Raw genomic sequence first — 19,014 nt, 5'->3', positions numbered from 1 at the left:
CCCGGCGGGTGCCCTGGCTCGTTCGAAGTCTACGGCTGAAACTCTTCCGTCACCGCGCGGTACCGCATGACACCGGCGAAGCTGCTGCGGCTGTCAGCCAGTGCCGTCTGCGTGTATTCCAGGCGGATGCCGACGAGTGTGTGCCCTTCCAGGAGCAATGACCCTGACGGCAGGAGCTGCTCGATCCGATCCATGATGGCGAAAACCGTTTTCCGGCTGGCCCGATGTGTCCAGACATGCAGCGTCAGCAAATGCTCGCCACCGCGTTCGGTAGACGTGCTCCAGTCATAGGTGCTGGCCGTCCCGAAGGTGATGTACGGGAATTCGGCCTGCGGCGGCACATGATCGAAAACCCGCCGGTTCACCCACTCATTGAGACCCGGATCCGTCTTGAGTACCTGCAACAGTGCCTTTTGCAGTTGAAGCCCGGCGCTGGTCATCGCACGGGCTTTCGTTTGTCCGGCGCTTCCTGTTCGTGCCCGGCCGACCTTGACGTATCCGTCACCTCTTCGCGCAGCTCAATCGCGCGCCAGCGCAGTGTCCGGATAAGGTCCGCAACCGTTATTTGCAGGCTCAGTTTCATTGCCCCTCCTCCCGTGCTCGGCAGACGAGATATCGCCCGGTTTCATCGGGATCATGAATTGTCACCAGCCGGAAAATGCGGGCTCCCTTGCGCAGGCGCATGCCGCTTTTCAGATCGCCCCGTCCCCGCAGCGTGATGCGATGCGTGATTTCGGCCAGGCTCTGCCCGCCATAAAACACCGTACCGGCGCCCGCCGGCTCGATATGCGCCCAGACCGTCGCTATTTCCTGCCATTGTTCGACGCTGCCGTTCACGGCATCATCGGCAAGAACCGCCCGTTCCAGCTGCAGTTCATGCGCCAGTTTGCCGGGATCAATGAACAGGGTCGGCATCAGAGCGAGACCCTTCGCCAGAGATTGACAACACGCTCGAATGCCGGCGTCAGGGAGGCCGGATGGTCGGCCGGGCCATAGGTCCCGCGAAACTCATACCAGTGGGCAACCAGGGTCATCAGTGCGTGTTTGAGCGCATCCGGCACATCCACCCCGGTTTCGCCGAACCCGGCAATAACATCGATCTCCAATCCGCTCAGCCCATGGGCTGGGAATTGCAGGTGCAGCCGTGCAGGACGGGTTGCGGCCTCCAGATGCATCGCCACTGCCGGAAGAACGACCGGCACCCCGTCAGGCTCGTAGGCCGTGACGGCAGCGACGGACTGCACGGGATAGCGATCGATTCTTATCAGGCCGTCATTTGGCCAGCGGTCGATGTAAAACCGCAGCTGCTGTTTGATCAGCACCAGTCCGGTCAGGGTCTCCAGTGTTTCGCGTGCCGCCTTCAGCAGCCCGGAAAGCAGTGCATCTTCGCCGGTTCCGCTCAGCCGCAGGAACTGGCGCAGATCCGCCAGAGCCACCGGCTCCACAGCCGGCGGCCTTACTACCGTGATGGTCATGGACATTCCTGCATTGGTTGAGAGGAGTTCGGCTGCATGCGTGTCGTGCAGCCAATTCTTGTTTGACTACGCCGCAAACTTCAGCAGCTTGATCGCATCAAAATCCTGCACACCGCCGCCCACGCGCTTGGTCGTATAGAACAGCACGTAGGGTTTGGCGGAATAGGGATCGCGCAGGACCCGCACCCCGGTGCGATCCACCACCAGATAACCCCGGGCGAAATCGCCGAAGGCAATGGCAGCGCCGCCGGTTGTCATCGGTGGCATCGCTTCTGCTTCGGTCAGCCGGAAGCCCAGCAGCGAGGCCTGCTGGCCGGGTGCTGCGGGCGGCGTCCAGAGATAGTTGCCGTCATTGTCCTTGAGCTTGCGCACGGCTGCCTGCGTCTTGCGGTTCATCACCCAGCTGGCATTCTGCCGGTATCCGGCCTTCAGCGTGTAAACCGTATCAAACAGGATGTCCGAGGCGTTCAAGGTTGCAAACCCACCGGCAATGCCGGTCGAAACGCTGCCCAGCTTGCCCCAGCTCCAGATCGCATCGGCAACGCTGTCATAGGTCAGGAACCCCTTGGGCTGGCTGGTGCCATTGCCATTGACGAAGGCCTGGCCCTCCTGTTCGGCGAAAGCGGTCTCGACCTCGGAGGATATCCACTGTTCCACATCGACCGCCGCGTCATCGAGCAGCGACGAGGATGCGGCCGGCATGGCGTAAAGCTCCATGGTGGGAAATTGCAGTTCCGCCAGTTTGGAGGCTTCCGTCTGCGGGCGGGCATCGGTTTCCCCGACCCAGCCCACGGCCGGTCCCTTCACCGCAAACGGCTTTTTCAGCACGGAGCCTGATACCTGCCGCACCGTTGCGAGGGCACGGATGGGCGAGAGCGCGGCGAGCCGCGTGCCGATATCGCGCTCCAGTTCCGGCGGCACGAGATAGCCGCCATCGGGCGCGGAGCCGATGGACAGAGCCTTGGCTTCGATGGTGCGCACGCCGTGCTCATCGCCGCGCCGGATATAACTGTCGAAGGCGGTCTTGTGCTCCAGCGACAGCAACGGGCTCATCCCCGTTTCCAGGGCGGGCCGCGCCTTCTTCAGCAGCATATGGTCGATCATGCGCTTCTGTTCATCCAGCGCGAGATTGATGCGTTCGACCTTTTCATCGGTCAGAACATCGGCGCTGGCACGTTTTTCAATCTGCCTGATCCGGTCATCATTGTTCTGGCGGAACTCATCGAAAGCCTGCATGAAATCATTGAATGCTTCGGCTACATTCTGTGTGCCCGCGCTCTTGGCTTCGGGCGCCGGAGTGGAAAATTGTTCGGTCATTTCAAATCCTTTGTGTGTGAAATGGAGAGAATGATTCAAGCGCGGAGCCGCCGGGCGGCAGCCCGCAGGGTTGCCGCCAGCGCCGCATGAACGTCTGCCGGCTGCGCCTTCACTTGCCCGACCCGGGCCGAGGGCAGCATCGGAAACGTCACCACGGAAATTTCCCAGAGGTCCGCCTCGAGAATACGCCGGTTGCCGAGGCCGTCCGTCTTGGCCTTGACGGTGCGAAAACCAATGGACAGCCCATCGATTGCTCCGGAGCGCATGAGTTCCAGCACGTCGCGCCCGCGGGTTACACCGGTCGTTAAACGGCCCTCGACATAGAGCCCGCGCCGGTCCTCGACGATCCGGGTCCAGACACCGATGGGCTCATTGGGATCGTGCTGCCAGAGCATGCGAATGCCTGCGGCACTCCGCTTGCGAATGGACGCGGCAAAGGCGCCAGGAGCGATGACATCCTTGCCGAGGTCGACCTCGCCGAACAGGCTGGCATAGCCGGAAAAACTGCCGTCGAGCTCAACCCGTTCGATGGCCACTCCGGCGAACTTTTTCTCAATTCTCTTATTTCTCAGCATTGGCGATATCCCTTTTGCTGGAAGGACTTGGATGATCCTGCGGAGGTTTTGATTCACCGATGCGCGCCGTCAGACGGGAAAAAATGCCAAGGGCGGTCCAGGCGGCAAGGCTGGCTGCCGCAGCGCCCATCAGCATCAGTTCGCCATCGCCGAGCTGGCCGCGAATGTCGAGTTCGGATGCGATCTTCACACCGGCCAGCCCGCCAAAAGCCAGGCCGCAGACAATGCCGACGATAAAGCGGATGGCTGCCTCGCTCTTGTCCCTCGGCAGCATATAGGCAAGCGAGACAGCGGAGCCTGCAATGGCACCGGCTGCCTTTGCCGCCAGAATCCAGGCGGCATCGGACCAGTTTGTCATGATCATTCTCCGGAAAGTTCGTGCGGCCTGCGGGCATATCCCACGGCCTCTCTCTTCTCGTCATCACTGAGGAATGGCGCTGCCGATACGCGCTGCCACAGCGCATCCCGTTCCATCGACAATCCGTCGATGCGATCGAAATCCGGCTCCAACCGCAACCCGGTGCCATAAACCGGACCCAGCCAATTACCGATGGCCTTGGCGGTGCGGGTGATCAGCGGGATCACCGTCAGGCGATAGAATGCGCGATTGGCTTCGGCATAATTGGCATAGGTGTTGTCGCCGGGGATACCGAGCAGCATGGGCGGAACGCCAAACGCCAGTGCAATATCGCGGCTGGCGGCATTCTTGCCGGCGATGAAGTCCATGTCGCGCGGTGACAGGCCCATGGATTTCCAGTCAAGCCCGCCTTCCAGCAGCAGCGGCCGCCCTGCCTTAGCCGCGCCGGTGTACCCCTCTTCCAGTTCGGTCTTCAGCCGCTCGAACTGGGCTTCGGTCAGCCGTGCCGTATCGGCAGGCGCATAGACGAGCGCGCCGGATGGCCGTGCCGAATTATCGAGCAGCGCCTTGTTCCAGACGCCGGACGCATTGTGAATGTCGAGGGCCATCAAAGCCGCTTCGAGCGGTGCAAATCCGTAGTGGTCATCCAGCGGATGAAACAGTTTGAGATGCAGCGCCTGCCCGTCATCGAGCGGGATGGTGCGCTTGCTCGCGCCAACGCCATAGCAGAGCGCCAGCGGCCATCCGTTGTCACCCGTGACCACGCGTATCCGGTCCGGTCGCAGAAGGTGCAGTTCGCTGACACCGTTGCCGCTGCTGACCCTTTCCACATAGGCGTTGCCGGACAAAAGGAGATGACCGTAGAGCGTTTCGAACAGGCTGGCCCCGTCGGCGCCGCCATGCGGATTTGACAAGAGATCAAGCAGTGGATGCTGCGTGTGTTCCGTCCGTCCTTGATAGAGCAGCCAGGGCGTGGCGGCAGCGGCTTCCGCCAGCAGACGCACACAGCGGTAGACAACGGGATTGCGCATGAATCCCTGCCGGGACAGTCCGGTGTATCCGCCCTGCGACCAGCGCGCTTCACGGTCGAGCTGCAGGGCGACAAACCCCTGTGCTGCCTTGGTCTGCAGAGGCGGGTTTTCGTTCGCGGCGCGACGGCGCCACGGCCAATGACGTGCCATGGGACATGTTCTCTTTGTTGGGTAAGACGGATCAGGTCGCCGGGACAACCGCACGCGGTATATCGCATCGGCGATTCAACCCTGCATTCGTTGAAGGATTTGTAAAACCCGGCAATGTGTTGAACCGGAACAGGTTTTGAGAGCGAAGCAGCAAACACCGAGCCAGCCGGTGTATCGGGAAGATGGGCCTCCCGACCTTGGCAAGGGCCTTGCTCTCAAACTTGGAGGTGGATGTGTGGTATCTGCCACTTAGCATCACCTTGGAAATGAAAAGGACCCGGACCAGCTGGCAACTGACAATCCGGATCCAATTCATCTTCTAAGAAAAGGGGCGCGGGCGAAAGCTCGCGTCCCACTCCAAGACAAGACAATACAATAACTCCGCGACCTTTCCAAGCAACCCAGAGTGGCTGGGCGCTCATCATAGGAATGGTTTTTCACTCTCATAGCAACCGCACGCCGCATATCGCACCGGCGTTTCAACCCTGCATCGTTGAAGCTTCTGCAAAATCCGGCGATGTTTCGAACCGGAACGAGTTTTGAGAGCGAAGCAGCACGCACCGAGCCAGCCGGTGCACCGGGACGATGGGCCTCCCGGCCTCGGCAAAGGCCTTGCTCTCAAACTTGGAGGTGAACGTGTGGTATCTGCCACTTAGCATCACCCTGGAAGTGAAAAGGACCCGGACGTGCTTGCAACTAACGATCCGGATCCAATTCATTCACTAGGAAATGGGGGACGGGCGAAAGCTCGTTCCCTACTCCAAGACCATACAATAACTTTTCTGCCTTTCCAAGCAACCCGGGGTTTAGCCAACCACGCGAATACGCGGGATGACCTCTCTTTTCAGCATCAGCTCGCTCAAAGCCCAGACCAGCGCGTCGACGCGATCCGGCGAGCGGCCGTTCGACAAGCCCGCATGGGTGAAATCGCACATCTCATCTTCCAGTGCGGCAAACCGGCCCGCATGCCGGACCCTGCCCTGTTCGTACAGGGCGGCAATGGGCTCGGCACGCAGCGCCTTGCCCCGATTGGCCCGCACGCCACGCACCGGCACCCCATCGTCCTGCGCTGCAATCACCGCAGCCACCATATCGCCGCCCTGATTGACTTCCGCAATGATCAGGTCGGCCTCCAGCCGGTGAAACAGTGCAACCGCGCGCCGTGCCCATTGGATGGGCTTGGCCGGTGCAAAGCTTTCATCGGCCAGCACCCAGCCCGTCCCCGCCGCGTCAAGTCCGGCAGCAACAATGCCGCAGGCATCGGATTTTCGCGTGGCGCTGGCCGGCGGATCAATGGCGACAACGATCCTTTGCATCGGCGGCACGTCAGCATGGTAAATCTCATCCAGCATCGACCGGGACCACAGGGCATCGCGCCGCTCCTCGATCAGCTCGCCATCGAGTTCCTGCCGCCCCAGACGGGTTCCGCGATAAAGCCTGTTCACATGTGTCAGAAAGCTTTGGGCAAGATTGGCTTCGTTCTCCGCCGTTCGCATGCGGTTCACCAGAACAGCATCATCATTCATCAATGTCTTGAGCAGGGCGATGGGTTTCGGCGTGGTTGTCACCACCTGCTTGGGATTTTCCCCGAGGCGCAAACCGAATTGCAGCATGTCCCAGGTTTCCTGCGCGTGTTTCCACTTCGCCAGTTCGTCGCCCCAGGCGGCATCGAATTGCGGCCCGCGCAGGCTGTCGGGATCCTCCGAGGAGAACATTGCCGCCGTCGCGCCATTGGCCCAGACGAGCCGCCGGCGCGTCACCTCGAAACGCGGCCGCTCGGCCCGGGATACCGCCATGATCCCGGACGGGCCGTCGACCATGACCTCGCGCACATCGGCAAGCGTTTCGCCCACCAGCGCGATGCTGAGGGATGGCCGCGGCCGGAAGGGCGGAAAGCCCTGCACGATGCTGTTGACCCACTCCGCCCCGGCGCGGGTCTTGCCGGAACCGCGTCCGCCAAGGATCAGCCATGTCCGCCAATCCCTATGCGGCGGTTGCTGGTTCACCCGCCCCTGGAACACCCATTCGTTGATCAGGGACTGCATCTGCACCGGGCTGAGATTGTCGCTGCACCAGTTCGTCGGCGCGGCAGAGGGCAAGTTCATGGATTCTTCCGTCGATGCGCACCAGCGCTTCGCGCAATTCTTCCGGGCTCAGCATGAGCACGGACCGCTGCTGTTCAACGCGCTTCTCCTGCATGTCGCTGAGGCGATCCATGGTGCGGGCAAGCTGCGCCAGGGCATCCAGCCGTGTCTTCGCCGTCGCCGTCTCGTCTCCCAGTTGCAGTTGCTCCAGCTCCTTGCGCACAAGCGCCATGAGATCGTGAATGAGGGTCATTTCCGTGTTCTGGCATTCCAGATATGCAAGCGTCAGCCCGTCCTCGACGAGGCGCTGCTCGAACTCCGGCCGGCCGATGCCGAACACCGGCGCCATTGCATCGGCGGAAATCCCGTAGTGCCGGCAGAGATCATAGGCGTGCCGGCGGCACAGCGCGCTCTCGCCGCGCTCCATCACTGTCATGGCCAATTCCTGGAAGATCAGATCGCCCGCCACCGGAATGATCCGGGCACATTTCTGATGATAACCAGACCCTACACAAGTTCCGTCACGCAGTCAAGGACTATTTTCCTAAATATGATTATTTTCTTTCAATACCCCCGCCGTCAGACGGATGCCTTCCTCCAGCCGAGTGCCAGCAGCCCTGCCCCGATCATCAGCGAACCGCCGGTGCGGTTGACCGCGCGCTGCACCCTCGGCTTGCGGATGGTCTGGCGCGCCATGGAGGCCATCAGCGCATAGGTTCCGGCATTGAGCGTCGCCAGCACCAGGAATGTCGTCTCGAAGATCAGCATCTGGGTGAAGACCGGCCGTGCCGTATCGAGAAACTGCGGCAGGAACGCCACGAAAAAGATGATGCTCTTGGGGTTCAGCGCCGTCACCACATAGGTGTGCAGGAAGATGCGCAGCGCGCTTCCATCGCTCCCCTGCGCTTCGCCTGCGGCGGCAGTGTCCGCCACCGGGGCGCGCCACAGCTTGATGCCGAGATAGATCAGATAGGCCGCGCCGATCCACTTGAGCACGGTGAAGATCGCGGCGGAGGCGGCAAGCAAGGCGCCGAGCCCCAGCATGGATGCGGTCATGGCGGTGAAATCGCCCAGCGCCACACCCGCAACGGTTGCAGCGGCAAAGCGGCGGCCATGGCCGAGCGCATAGGAAATGACCAGCAGGATGGTCGGGCCGGGAATAGCCAGAAGGATTGCCGATGCCGCAACAAATGCCAGCCAGTGTTCGATGGACATGCTCTTTCGCTCCCGCCAAAAACCACAGCAATCCATCACCGGAACACAATTGCAAGTGGAATTTTTGCCGCCCCGGACTCCATCAAATCTCGGTGTTGGCGGCTGCGCCCCTTGTCGCCTGATCAGAAAAAGAGTTAAATTTTTCCTTGAGATAGAAAGGGACGAAACGGACTGCCGCGGTCTTATAACGGCCATCATAAGAAGCTGTTAAGCGTAATCGGCTACATCATATCTTCGCGCGCGATGTGGCTGACGACAGGCAGACAAGAGATTGGCATGATGAACGAGCCTCGGGCCAAAAACACTCTGACCGAGAAGAAACGCAAGCGATTCAAGGTCTCGCCTCTGCTTGGACTTGATGCCTGGATCGATTCGTCGCTGTACGAGCTGCGTTTCCGCCTCGCCGAATTCTGGGAAGACACCACCATCTTCTTCCGCCGCTTCCATGTGTCGGGCTGGCGGCGCGGCGTCGTCGAACTCCTCAGCGAAGGCTTTACCTGGGGCACCGCCGGTTCCGTGGTCATGCTGACGCTCGCCATTCCCGCCTTCCACGACACGGAAAAGAACTGGCGCACGCGCGACGATTTCGCCGTCACCTTCCTCGACCGCTACGGCAATGAGATCGGCCAGCGCGGCATTCTGCACCGCAGCGCCGTGCCCATCGACGAATTGCCCGATCATGTGATCAAGGCGGTTCTGGCCACGGAAGACCGCCGCTTCTTCGACCATTTCGGCATTGATTTCCTTGGTCTTTCCCGCGCCATGACGGAAAACCTGCGCGCCAATTCCGTGGTCCAGGGCGGCTCCACCATCACCCAGCAGCTGGCGAAAAACCTGTTCCTGACCAATGAGCGCAGCCTCGACCGCAAGATCAAGGAGGCGTTCCTGGCGCTGTGGCTCGAATCCAACCTGTCGAAAAAGGAAATCCTGCAGACCTATCTCGACCGCGCCTATATGGGCGGCGGCACGTTCGGCATCGCCGCGGCATCCGAATTCTATTTCGGCAAGAGCGTCAAGGACGTCAATCTGGCCGAGGCGGCCATGCTCGCCGGCCTGTTCAAGGCCCCGGCCAAATATGCGCCGCATGTCAACCTGCCTGCCGCCCGCGCCCGCGCCAATGTGGTCCTGAGCAATCTCGTGCAGGGCGGGCTGATGACCGAAGGCCAGGTGGTGGGCGCCCGGCGCAATCCGGCGACGGTTGTGGACCGTGCCCGCTCGGAAAGCCCGGATTATTTCCTCGACTGGGCGTTTGACGAGATCCGCCGCGTCGGCCAGAAACTGCCCTCGCACACCCTCGTCGTGCGCACCACGCTCGATACCGGCATCCAGAAGGCGGCGGAGGAATCGGCGGAATATCACCTGCGCCAGTTCGGCAAGGAATACCATGTGACGCAGGCGGCCATCGTCGTCCTGGAAACCAACGGCGCGGTGCGCGCCATCGTCGGCGGGCGCGACTATGGCGAAAGCCAGTTCAACCGCGCCACGGCGGCGCTGCGCCAGGCCGGTTCCTCGTTCAAGCCCTATGTCTATGCCGCCGCCATGGAAAAGGGCATGACGCCCAAGACCATGATTTCGGGGGGCGCCGTGTCCTGGGGCAACTGGTCGCCGCAGAACTATTCGCGGCAGTATCTCGGCCAGATCGACCTGACGACGGCCCTCGTCAAATCCATCAACACGGTGCCGGTGCGCCTCGCCAAGGATTATCTGACGACGGCGCCCATCGTGGCGCTGGCGAAAGTCATGGGCGTGGAATCGGTGATCAGTTCGCACAAGACCATGGTGCTCGGCACCTCGGGCATGACGGTCATGGATCAGGCGACGGGCTACAACACTTTTGCCACCGGCGGCCTTGCCGGCGTGCGCCATGCCTTCACCCAGGTGAGCGACCAGAACGGCAAGCTCCTGTGGGACTGGAAAACCGACGGAAACAAGCCGCACCGGGCGCTCACCGAAAAGGCGGCCTTCAACATGAACATCATGCTCAGCCAGGTGCCGGAATGGGGCACGGGACGGCGCGCCGCCCTGCCGATGACGCGCGTGGCGGGCAAGACAGGCACGACCCAGAGTTACCGCGATGCCTGGTTCGTCGGCTTCACCGGCAACTACACCGCGGCCGTCTGGTTCGGCAACGACAACTTTACCCCGACCAAGGAACTGACCGGCGGCATCCTGCCGGCGATGACCTGGCAGCGCTTCATGAACTATGCCCACCAGAACATCGATCTGAAGCCCATTCCCGGCATCGATCCGGCGATGCCGAAGCAGGACAAGGTGGCGGCAGCCAAACCGGCCACGGGCGATGATGCCGAAGCGCTGAAGGCAGCCGAACGCCCGCGCGTGCTCTCCAATGCCACCGTCACCTCGCTGCGTGAAATCGGCCAGGCGCTGAAGGAGGCACCGGCACTGAAACTGCCCGATGTGCCGACGAAAATCTCCGCCCGCTGACGCCGTTTGCCGCGATGCCGTGCGTGGTTCGACAAGCTCACCATGAGGGAGGTGGGGATTGCAGGGATCTAAAATCTGCAAGGTCGACGGCTGGCTTGAAACTCGCTTACCATGAGGAACGTGGGGGATTGCAGGGAGCCAGTTCTGCAACGGTTGCGATTGACCTCGCACCAAACCACCTCCCTCATGGTGAGCTTGTCGAACCACGCGCCACATGTGAGCTTTCTGAGTTTTTCGAAGGGTGAACCACGCACGAACAACCGCGCGGAACACTGATTCGCCATGCCCCGCGCGCAGCGGAAATGCGGGCCAGGTTGTGCTTGCAGCGATCATCTGCCGCCGCACGGCAACATATTCAAGGTTGAATCTAAGGTTGAATTTAAGCATTAAATGCAATCTATAGTACGTTAAATACACGATATACTATACTAAAGTATTATGAATAAGTTAAAATTTACGGGTTGAAATCCCGCGTCTTCTGGTTATCGTTGAACCGGTAACTATACTGCTGCGTGAGTAACGTTGTACTCAGCAGCCATTTTCAGACATTGATTTTGAACCATCCCTTTAGGAGAAATGATGAAAGTTTTCGTCCCCATTATCGCCGTATCCGCCCTCCTTGCCTCCACCGTTTCCGGTTGGTCTGCCGAAACGCCTCCTGCGCCAAAGACGACGACCGGCAAGTTGATCGTCAAGATAACGATCAACCCGGAATGCAAGGTCAATCCTAGCGGCGAGGCCACTCTCGATTTCGGAAGTTATGGTGTTGTGGCTAACGATATCGATCAAAAGAGCTCCATCAACGTCCAGTGCACCAAAGACACGCCCTACAGCATTGGCCTGAATGCTGGCGATAATCCCTCCAGTCCTGGTGATGTTGCCACCCGCCGAATGAAGGGTACTACGGCCAACACTTTCGTCGGCTATCAATTGTATTCGGACGAGGGCCGCCAGACCGTCTGGGGAAATACTGACAAAAAGGATACCGTTACCTCTAAAATCGGAGACGGCACCGTGCAGGCTTATCAGGTCTACGGCCGCGTGCCGAAGTCAGCGGCCATTGTTGCCGGCACGTACACCGACACGGTGACAGTAACAGTCACTTTCTGATTATCCCGGATATTTTACCGCTTTCATGTGGCGAGCAGCGTGCACCCAATGCACGCTCTCGATCAGCTACTTTGAACCATGTTTTAGGAGCGACAATGAAAATTGTTATCCCCATCATTGCTCTGTCCGCGCTGATTGCATCCGGCGTTTCCGCCTGGTCCGGCTCCCCGTCCACAAACAACCTGCAAATCAAGATGAAAATTGACGAGGCATGTACGGTTAATTCCGGCGGCGATGCCGTTCTTGATTTTGGAGAGCATGGTCTTGTGACTGGAGACATCGACGCCCAGACACCTTCAGAGGACGGAGGCTCCATTCATGTCCTGTGCACTGCTGGCATCTATTTTTCAATTTACCTAGACGCCGGCAGGAGTCCTATAGAGCCGGGTAACATCATGGAACGCAGAATGACAAACGGCAAAGGCGATTACATCCGCTATCAACTGTATTTAACCCCCAGTCGCTCCCAGTACTTCGATAATTGGGGAGCGCCGCCACTTCCGCAATCTGGGAGCGTGGGATGGGGGGCCGTTAATCTCGGCAAGGGTCTTACCGACCAGTTTTCCCATTCAGACGCCGGAGCACAGCCCATTCCGGTCTACGGCCGCATCCAGAAGTCAGACATACCCTTCGCCCCGGGCATCTACTCGGATACTGTGACGGTGACGGTGACGTTCTGAGCGGCGTCCTGGCAACCGCGGCGAGACTGGGTCGTTCACCACTCTGATACCCGACGGGATCTCGGCTCACCGATTAACAATCTGGAAAGGCAGCATTTTTCAACGCCAAAATTTTGCTTGAACATTTTAATGTTTCGACAATTGGAACGGATTTTTTATGACTTTATTCCATCCCGCGAAGCTGTTCTTCGCCATAGCCTCTTTTGCCTCCATGCTGGCTTTCAACAACACTGCCCTCGCAGCGCCGCTGCAGGTTTCGCCTGTCTCTGTCGATCTGACCGCCCCGGGCCAGACGTCCACGGTCAATCTGCGCAATGAGGGGGACCGTCCCGTCAATGTCCAGGTCCGGGTGTTTTCCTGGACCCAGGTGAACGGCGAAGACAAGCTCACGCCAAGCCGCGATGTGGTCGCCAGCCCGCCCGCCGCGACGCTGCAGCCCGGCACAACCTATACGATCCGCATTGCCCGCATCGCCCCGCCGCTGAAATCCGGCGAGGAAACCTACCGGCTGCTCGTCGACCAGCTTCCCGAGGTCAATCTTCGCCGCTCGGCCGCTTCGGTGGATATGCTGCTGCGCTATTCCATCCCGGTTTTCTTCACCGAAAGGTCTGCGGGTGCCGACCTGCAATGGAATATCAGCCGGTCCGGCAAGACCCTGATTGCCGAGGCCACCAATGTGGGCAACCGCCATGCCAAGATCGCCGGTCTCGCGGTCGCCTCCAAGGCCGGGACGGTTTCCTTCGGTGAGGGGCTCAACGGCTATGTCCTGCCCGGCTCGACCCGGCGCTGGATCGTCAGTGCGGGTGCGCAGCGCATCCAGCCCGGCGCCAGCGTCAAGGTCACGGCCAAGGGGGATGACTATGCGGTCAATCAGACAGTTGTCGTCACGCCTTGATCTGCGGCTTGCCTGCATGGGGTTTTGTCTGGCGGGCGCCATGTCACCCATCCTGGCCCAGGAGGCACCGCCGATTACACCGGAATTGCCTAGGTCCGGGCAGGAGCTGCTGCTTGGCGTCAAGGTCAATGACAATGCCTCGCGCGTGCTTGCCCGTTTCCGGCACCTGCCCGACGGCAGGCTGGCGGCGACGCCGGACGAGCTGCGCAAGGCGGGGTTCCGCGCGGAGCGCGGTGTCGCCGGCAAGGATGGTTTCATCCCGCTCGACAGCCTGCCCGGCGTGGCCTGGGAATATAATGACGTGGACCAGATGATCGCCTTCACCGCGCCGGATCAGGCGCGCGAGCCGACGACGGTCGATCTCGGCGGCGAGAGCGAGCCCATCGATTATTCCGCAGTCCGTTCGGATTTCGGGCTGGTGACGAACTACACCCTCTATGCCACGTCAGGCTCCAACTGGCATGGCGACAATCTTGACGGCAGCCTGAGCGGCAGTGCCGAGTCACGCCTGCTGACGCCCTTCGGCACGCTGTCGACGAGCGGTCTCGGCCGGATGAACCCCTTCGATGCGGGACGCTATGACATCGCCCGGCTGGACAGCAACTGGCGCTATGTCGATCCGAAGCGCATGCTGACCTATCAGATCGGCGATACTGTTTCCGGCGCGCTGTCATGGAGTTCGTCCTATCGGCTGGGCGGCCTGCAGATCAGGCGCAATTTCGGCATCCGCCCGGATCTGGTCACCACGCCCGTCCCCAGTCTCAGCGGCAGCGCCTCGGTGCCCTCGACGCTCGATCTCTATCTCAACAACATGAAGGTCTATTCCGGCGAGGTGCCATCGGGGCCGTTCGATTTCAGCGGCCTGCCCTTCCTCGGCGGCGGCGGCGATGCGCGCATTGTCATGAAGGACGCGCTCGGCCGCGAATCCGTGATCCAGCGTTCCTATTTTTTTGCGCCGGGCATGCTGCGCAAGGGCTATGTGGATTATTCCGCCGAAATCGGCTTTCCGCGCCTCGGCTATGGCTATACCTCGTTCGACTATGTCAGCGATATCGCCGCCTCCGCCAGCATTCGCTATGGCCTTGCCGACTGGCTGACCCTGGAAGGGCATGCGGAAGGCATCCGCAGTCTGGTCAATACCGGCGCGGGTTTTGTCGCAAGCCTCGGCCCCTACGGCTCCGTCAATGCCTCGGTGGCGGCAAGCCGTTATGAGGGCGATGTCGGCGGCAAGGTTTCGGCCTTCTATCAGGTCTCCCGCAACGGCTATTCCTTCTATATCGGCGGCGACCGCATGGTCGGCGATTACAATGATGTCGGCCTGGTGGCGGACCGGCGCAACAATTACGAGACACCGGTTTCCGCCCGCAGCCGTCAGGTCGATCGCGTCGGCCTCTCCTTCCCGCTCGGGTTCGATCCCTCCTCGCTCAGCCTCGGCTTCTCCCGCATTCACGGCGCCGGGCAAGGCAATGATTCCAGCCTGGTCAGCGCGTCCTGGTCGCGCACCGTGTTCGACAAGGTCTCGCTCTATGTCACCGGCTATGGCGATCTCAGCCGCGGCGGGGATTTCGGCGTCTATGCCGGCCTGTCCATGCCCATCGGCAAGGACATGACCGCCTCGGCCAGCCTGTCGCGCAATGGCGATCACATCGGCGTCGATACCAGCCTGTCGCGATCCTCCGGGCTTGAGGAAGGCGCTGTCGGCTGGACCATACGGGATCGCGAGGGCGGCGGCGGCAACAGCGCCCGCTCGGTCAGTGCCAATTACCGCACGCGGCTGGCGCAGCTTTCGGGCTCCGTCGAACAATCCGGCGATCAGGGCCGCGTGACCGGCACCATCGAGGGCTCCGTCGTTGCCGCCGGCGGCGGCGTGTTCCTGGCCAATCGCGTCGACGATGCCTTCGCCGTGGTCAAGGCAGGCGGTCCGAATGTCGATGTCTCGGTCAACAGCCGCCGCGTCGCCAAAACCAATTCCCGCGGACGCGCCCTCGTTCCCTCGCTGGATTCCTACCGCAATAATCGCATTTCCATTGACCCCGCCAATCTGTCCTTCGATCTGCAGCCGGAACAGACGCAGGCCATTGTCGTGCCCGCCGACCGTTCCGGTGCGGTGGTAGATTTCGGTGTGCAGAAAGTCGATGCCGCCATCGTCAGCCTGACCGGGCCGGATGGCAAGCCTTTGCCGCTCGGCGCCGCGGTGCAGCTTGACGGCTCCAGCCAGTTCACCGTTGCCGGCTATGACGGCCGCACATACCTGACCGGACTTTCCGGCCGCAACAGCGTCACCGTCACCCTGCCCGAAAACGCCGGCACCTGCCACGCCACGTTCGATTACGCGGCCAAACCCGGCGCGCAGCCGGAAATCGGCCCGATCCCATGCCGCTAGAAAGAGGAAGTGCAATGCGTGTTTTCCGTCCGGGCCGGTGGCTGTTTGTGCTCGCCGTCCTGATCGTTGTTCTGGCGGCGTCGCCAGCCTCGGCTCAGACCTGCAAGGTAACCAATGCACCGGCGTTCGCAACGACGAAAATGGACATCGTATCGGGCAAGGAAACCTACACCGCAAGCACGGAGATCGGATATGAATGCTCCGCGATAGGACCCGTCGGGTCGGTTGCAACGATAGGAGTGCAGATTTGCGCCTACATTCTCAAAGATGCGGGAATGTCTCCCGCAAGCAAAACTGACATATTTTACCAGACAGGAGACGGCAATTCCCGCCTTGCTTTCAATGCACAGTTCGAACCGGGCTTGGCGCCGAACGGCCAAAGCACTGTTACCGGGTCTGCAGGGAAGCTGACACTCGACGGCTCGGGCAAACTGAACGGCAGCCTGCGTCTGAGAGTGACCCATCTCGGGCGGCAGCAACAGGATCGTGTCCGGAGCGGAACCTATGGTGGCGAATACCGGATCGTCAGCAATTATAGGTTCAACGCAGCCGAGGTCCCCTGCCCGCAAGACCCGCTCTCCGCTGACGAAGCAACAATTTTCACCCTCCCAACCACCATCCAGCCAACCTGCCAGCTCGAGAACAAGGGCGAAAAGCAGGACACGTTCGATCCGATTGATTTCGGCACAAGAAGCGCCCTTTCCGCAGCAAATGCCGGCGCCGGAGCGATCCGCGCAACGACCAATATCGATGTGCGCTGCACCTATGAAACGCCCTACGCGCTTGATCTCGACAACGGCAAAAACTTCGACGGCGGCACGCGGCGCATGAAGAATGGTGACAATTTCCTGGCCTATCAGCTGTTCAACAAGTCCGCGTCGGGCGAATCCTCGCCCTGGAGCAAGCTTTCGGGGATTGGCAACACGGTCAATGCGGTCAACAAACATACGGTCGAAGGCCAATTGACCACGCCCATTGCCATTGCGCCCGCTGCGGGCGCCTATGCGGATACGGTTGTCGTGACGCTCACATTCTAGGACATCGCATACAATCGTAATTGTCAGCACCACCTTGCCTCACCGCACCGTTCGCGTGTAGTCATCGTTCATGCTTCGAAATGTGCTTCTTGCCCTCATCGCTCTTGTCATTGCCGTCGGCGGCGGCACGCTGAGCGCATGGTATGCGGTCAACCGCTTCGACGGTTTCGGCACGCTGACCATCGGGCAATGGACCGGCTATCCCGATGCGGGCACGCCGCAGTCCGACCCCTATGCCAAGGCGCGCGCCGCGCGCGAGGGTGCGTTTCCGCTCGGCAGCGCCGAGGGCCTGGCCTTCTACGCCTATCGCGACGATCAGGGGCAGGCGCTCAACCGCCAGTGCACCTACCGCATGGCCGGCAACAGTCCCAATTCGCGCTTCTGGACGCTTTATGCGGCGGATCTGGCGCTGATTCCGCTCGATCCCGGCGCAGACCGGCCGCCGGCCCTGCACTCGCGCCAGATTTTCCGCGGCGACAACGGCGCATTCATCGTTGCCGTCTCGCCCAAAGCCCAGGCCGGCAACTGGCTGGCAACGGCCGGCTCCGGCCGCATGGTGCTGGTGATGACGCTCTACGATACGCCGGTCGGCGGCAATTCCGGCCTGGTCGACATGACCTTCCCGGCGGTGAAAAAGGTGAGCTGCGATGGGTAGACTGATCCGCGCCCTGCTCTTCGGCCTGGTCGGCGCCGGCATCGTGCATGTGGCCGTGGTGCTGCTTGTGCCGCTCTATTCCGACCGCAATGCCTGGTCGCGCATATCAGACTATGGCGAAGACTGGGCCTTCCACCCCGTGGTGCGGCAAGCGACGGCGCAGACCGTGCCGCTGGCGCTCGATCCGCTGTTCGAAGCCGTGGCCTGCCGCTTCGACATCACCGACCTTCCCGCCCGCATCACCGGCGTCGGCACGGCGCCCTACTGGTCGATTTCCGTCTATGACCGGCAGGGCGAGAACATCTATTCGATCAATGACCGCACCGCCATTGCCGACCAGCTCGATCTCGTCATCGCCCGGCCCCTGCAGATGATCGAACTCAACAAGACCAAGCCGGTATCGGCGGCCAATTCCGTGCTGATCGAGGCGGATATGAACGAGGGCTTTGTCGTCGTGCGCGGCTTTGTGCCCGACCAGTCCTGGAAAGCCCAGGTCGATGCCTTTCTGAAAAGCGCCAACTGCGCGCCGCTGCTCTGATTGCGTTCAGCGGCGCGCCGGCAGATCCCCGGTGTGGATGATCAGGCTGCCTGCGCTGAAGCCTTGGCTGTCTTGCGGTGGGTAAAGCTGCGCCTTCCGTCGACACTGACCGGCACATCCCCGTCGACCGTGGCCCGGCGTACGACACGGTGCTGGTCGCCATAATCATTGACCGCGTAGTGCTGGGTTGCGCGATTTTCCCAGATCGCCACATCCCCCGCCCGCCAATGCCAGCGAATGGTGTTTTCCGGGCTGGTAATGTGGGATTGGAAAAGCGCGTAGAGTTTGGCAGAATCGCTCTTGGAAAGACCGGACAGGCGTTGGACAAAATTGCCGAGCAGCAATGAGCGCTCGCCGGTTTCCGGATGCACCCTGACCACCGGATGCTCGGTCTCATAGATTGTTGAGGTAAAGACGTCCTCATAATGCCGGCGTTCCGCCTCGGTCGCATGCGGCCGGGCCGCAGCATAATCATAAAGATTGCTGTGAACGGCCCATAACTGTTCAGCCAGAAACTTGAGCGGTGCGGGAAGGTTCTCATAGGCAGCGTGCGTGTTGGCCCAGATCGTGTCCCCGCCCGTTGCCGGGATAACCACCGCCCGCAGGACCGAGAACTTTGGATAGGCATCGACGAACGTCACATCCGTGTGCCACTGGTCCGCGCGTCCCCCGCCCCGGCTTGTGTCCAGGTTGAGAATGGAAGCGGTACCTTGCACGGCGCCCTGCGTGGGATGAGGAACAAGGTCGCCAAGACGCCGGGCGAAAAGCTCCTGCTGCGCATCGTCAAGATGCCCCTGATCGCGAAAGAAAATCACTTTGTGGCGCAGCAGCAGACCATTGATCGCTGCTATATCGGCATCAGGCAGGTCGCCATCAAGTCGAATATTCTGGATTTCGGCACCAATACGGCCGTTGAGTTCCACTACATTGAATTTGAAAGTACCGGTATCAATAAAATTTGCATGGGTCATCGTACCACCCGTATAAATCGGTTGAAAGATCGCGGCGGGTAGCCGTCCACTGCCCGCCCCATCATTCAAATCCGGCGGAAGCGCGATTCACAGGC

At 60.9% G+C, this 19,014-nt stretch carries 20 protein-coding genes; 8 read left to right on the top strand and 12 right to left on the bottom strand.

Annotated elements, in window-relative coordinates; all coding sequences use genetic code 11:
* Positions 1-29: 29 nt before the first annotated feature.
* From ACZ5FP_RS08775 to ACZ5FP_RS08725, 11 genes are all read right to left on the bottom strand, one after another.
* Entirely contained in the window at positions 30-440 is a 411-nt protein-coding gene (locus ACZ5FP_RS08775; RefSeq protein WP_464663067.1) for a DUF3168 domain-containing protein, read from the bottom strand.
* A complete protein-coding gene (locus ACZ5FP_RS08770; RefSeq protein ID WP_464663066.1) occupies positions 437-583 on the bottom strand; it encodes a hypothetical protein in 147 nt (48 codons plus the stop codon). Before ACZ5FP_RS08770 ends, ACZ5FP_RS08775 begins: the two co-directional genes overlap by 4 nt.
* Positions 580-915, bottom strand: coding sequence for a phage head closure protein (locus ACZ5FP_RS08765; protein ID WP_464663065.1), 336 nt, complete (start codon positions 913-915; stop codon positions 580-582). Before ACZ5FP_RS08765 ends, ACZ5FP_RS08770 begins: the two co-directional genes overlap by 4 nt.
* Positions 915-1,475: a head-tail connector protein gene (locus ACZ5FP_RS08760; protein ID WP_464663064.1), complete on the bottom strand. Its 561-nt coding sequence runs from the start codon at positions 1,473-1,475 to the stop codon at positions 915-917. Before ACZ5FP_RS08760 ends, ACZ5FP_RS08765 begins: the two co-directional genes overlap by 1 nt.
* Positions 1,476-1,541: 66 nt before the next feature.
* Positions 1,542-2,792 (bottom strand): phage major capsid protein, encoded by a 1,251-nt coding sequence (locus ACZ5FP_RS08755; protein WP_464663063.1) that lies wholly within the window; start codon positions 2,790-2,792, stop codon positions 1,542-1,544.
* Between the two features lie 35 nt (positions 2,793-2,827).
* A complete protein-coding gene (locus tag ACZ5FP_RS08750) occupies positions 2,828-3,367 on the bottom strand; it encodes an HK97 family phage prohead protease (protein WP_464663062.1) in 540 nt (179 codons plus the stop codon).
* Positions 3,354-3,725 (bottom strand): DUF6107 family protein, encoded by a 372-nt coding sequence (locus ACZ5FP_RS08745; protein ID WP_464663061.1) that lies wholly within the window; start codon positions 3,723-3,725, stop codon positions 3,354-3,356. Before ACZ5FP_RS08745 ends, ACZ5FP_RS08750 begins: the two co-directional genes overlap by 14 nt.
* A gap of 2 nt (positions 3,726-3,727) precedes the next feature.
* Entirely contained in the window at positions 3,728-4,906 is a 1,179-nt protein-coding gene (locus tag ACZ5FP_RS08740; protein WP_464663060.1) for a phage portal protein, read from the bottom strand.
* Between the two features lie 806 nt (positions 4,907-5,712).
* Positions 5,713-6,951 carry a DNA-packaging protein gene (locus ACZ5FP_RS08735; RefSeq protein WP_464663218.1) on the bottom strand — a complete coding sequence of 413 codons (1,239 nt, stop codon included), beginning with the start codon at positions 6,949-6,951 and terminating at the stop codon, positions 5,713-5,715.
* On the bottom strand, positions 6,890-7,426 hold the full coding sequence (locus ACZ5FP_RS08730; RefSeq protein ID WP_464663059.1) for a hypothetical protein: 537 nt from the start codon (positions 7,424-7,426) through the stop codon (positions 6,890-6,892). The genes ACZ5FP_RS08735 and ACZ5FP_RS08730 overlap by 62 nt, the downstream gene beginning before the upstream one ends.
* Before the next feature lie 143 nt (positions 7,427-7,569).
* Positions 7,570-8,205 carry a LysE family translocator gene (locus tag ACZ5FP_RS08725; protein WP_464663058.1) on the bottom strand — a complete coding sequence of 212 codons (636 nt, stop codon included), beginning with the start codon at positions 8,203-8,205 and terminating at the stop codon, positions 7,570-7,572.
* A 276-nt stretch (positions 8,206-8,481) separates the two neighbouring features.
* Between ACZ5FP_RS08725 and ACZ5FP_RS08720 the strand changes: the two genes are divergently transcribed.
* The 8 genes from ACZ5FP_RS08720 (at position 8,482) to ACZ5FP_RS08685 (ending at position 17,948) form a co-directional block, all read left to right on the top strand.
* The gene (locus tag ACZ5FP_RS08720; protein ID WP_464663057.1) at positions 8,482-10,650 is read left to right on the top strand and encodes a transglycosylase domain-containing protein; all 2,169 of its coding nucleotides are present in this window, start codon (positions 8,482-8,484) and stop codon (positions 10,648-10,650) included.
* A gap of 576 nt (positions 10,651-11,226) precedes the next feature.
* A complete protein-coding gene (locus tag ACZ5FP_RS08715; protein WP_464663056.1) occupies positions 11,227-11,760 on the top strand; it encodes a Csu type fimbrial protein in 534 nt (177 codons plus the stop codon).
* A 95-nt stretch (positions 11,761-11,855) separates the two neighbouring features.
* Entirely contained in the window at positions 11,856-12,440 is a 585-nt protein-coding gene (locus tag ACZ5FP_RS08710) for a Csu type fimbrial protein (protein ID WP_464663055.1), read from the top strand.
* A 157-nt stretch (positions 12,441-12,597) separates the two neighbouring features.
* Entirely contained in the window at positions 12,598-13,335 is a 738-nt protein-coding gene (locus ACZ5FP_RS08705; RefSeq protein ID WP_464663054.1) for a fimbrial biogenesis chaperone, read from the top strand.
* Entirely contained in the window at positions 13,301-15,718 is a 2,418-nt protein-coding gene (locus ACZ5FP_RS08700; protein WP_464663053.1) for a fimbria/pilus outer membrane usher protein, read from the top strand. Before ACZ5FP_RS08705 ends, ACZ5FP_RS08700 begins: the two co-directional genes overlap by 35 nt.
* 14 nt (positions 15,719-15,732) lie before the next feature.
* Complete coding sequence (locus ACZ5FP_RS08695) at positions 15,733-16,755, top strand: spore coat protein U domain-containing protein (RefSeq protein WP_464663052.1); 1,023 nt, start codon at positions 15,733-15,735, stop codon at positions 16,753-16,755.
* Positions 16,756-16,825: 70 nt separating this feature from the next.
* A complete protein-coding gene (locus ACZ5FP_RS08690; protein WP_464663051.1) occupies positions 16,826-17,410 on the top strand; it encodes a DUF1214 domain-containing protein in 585 nt (194 codons plus the stop codon).
* The gene (locus tag ACZ5FP_RS08685; protein ID WP_346305130.1) at positions 17,403-17,948 is read left to right on the top strand and encodes a DUF1254 domain-containing protein; all 546 of its coding nucleotides are present in this window, start codon (positions 17,403-17,405) and stop codon (positions 17,946-17,948) included. Before ACZ5FP_RS08690 ends, ACZ5FP_RS08685 begins: the two co-directional genes overlap by 8 nt.
* A gap of 41 nt (positions 17,949-17,989) precedes the next feature.
* Here ACZ5FP_RS08685 and ACZ5FP_RS08680 read toward each other — a convergent pair whose 3' ends face one another.
* The gene (locus ACZ5FP_RS08680; protein WP_464663050.1) at positions 17,990-18,919 is read right to left on the bottom strand and encodes a TauD/TfdA dioxygenase family protein; all 930 of its coding nucleotides are present in this window, start codon (positions 18,917-18,919) and stop codon (positions 17,990-17,992) included.
* Between the last annotated feature and the right edge of the window lie 95 nt (positions 18,920-19,014).

It is taken from the genome of Phyllobacterium sp. T2-21 (genome assembly GCF_055378485.1).
The sequence above is the reverse complement of the archived record's forward strand: the minus strand, read 5'-3'. Positions and strand labels throughout refer to the sequence as shown.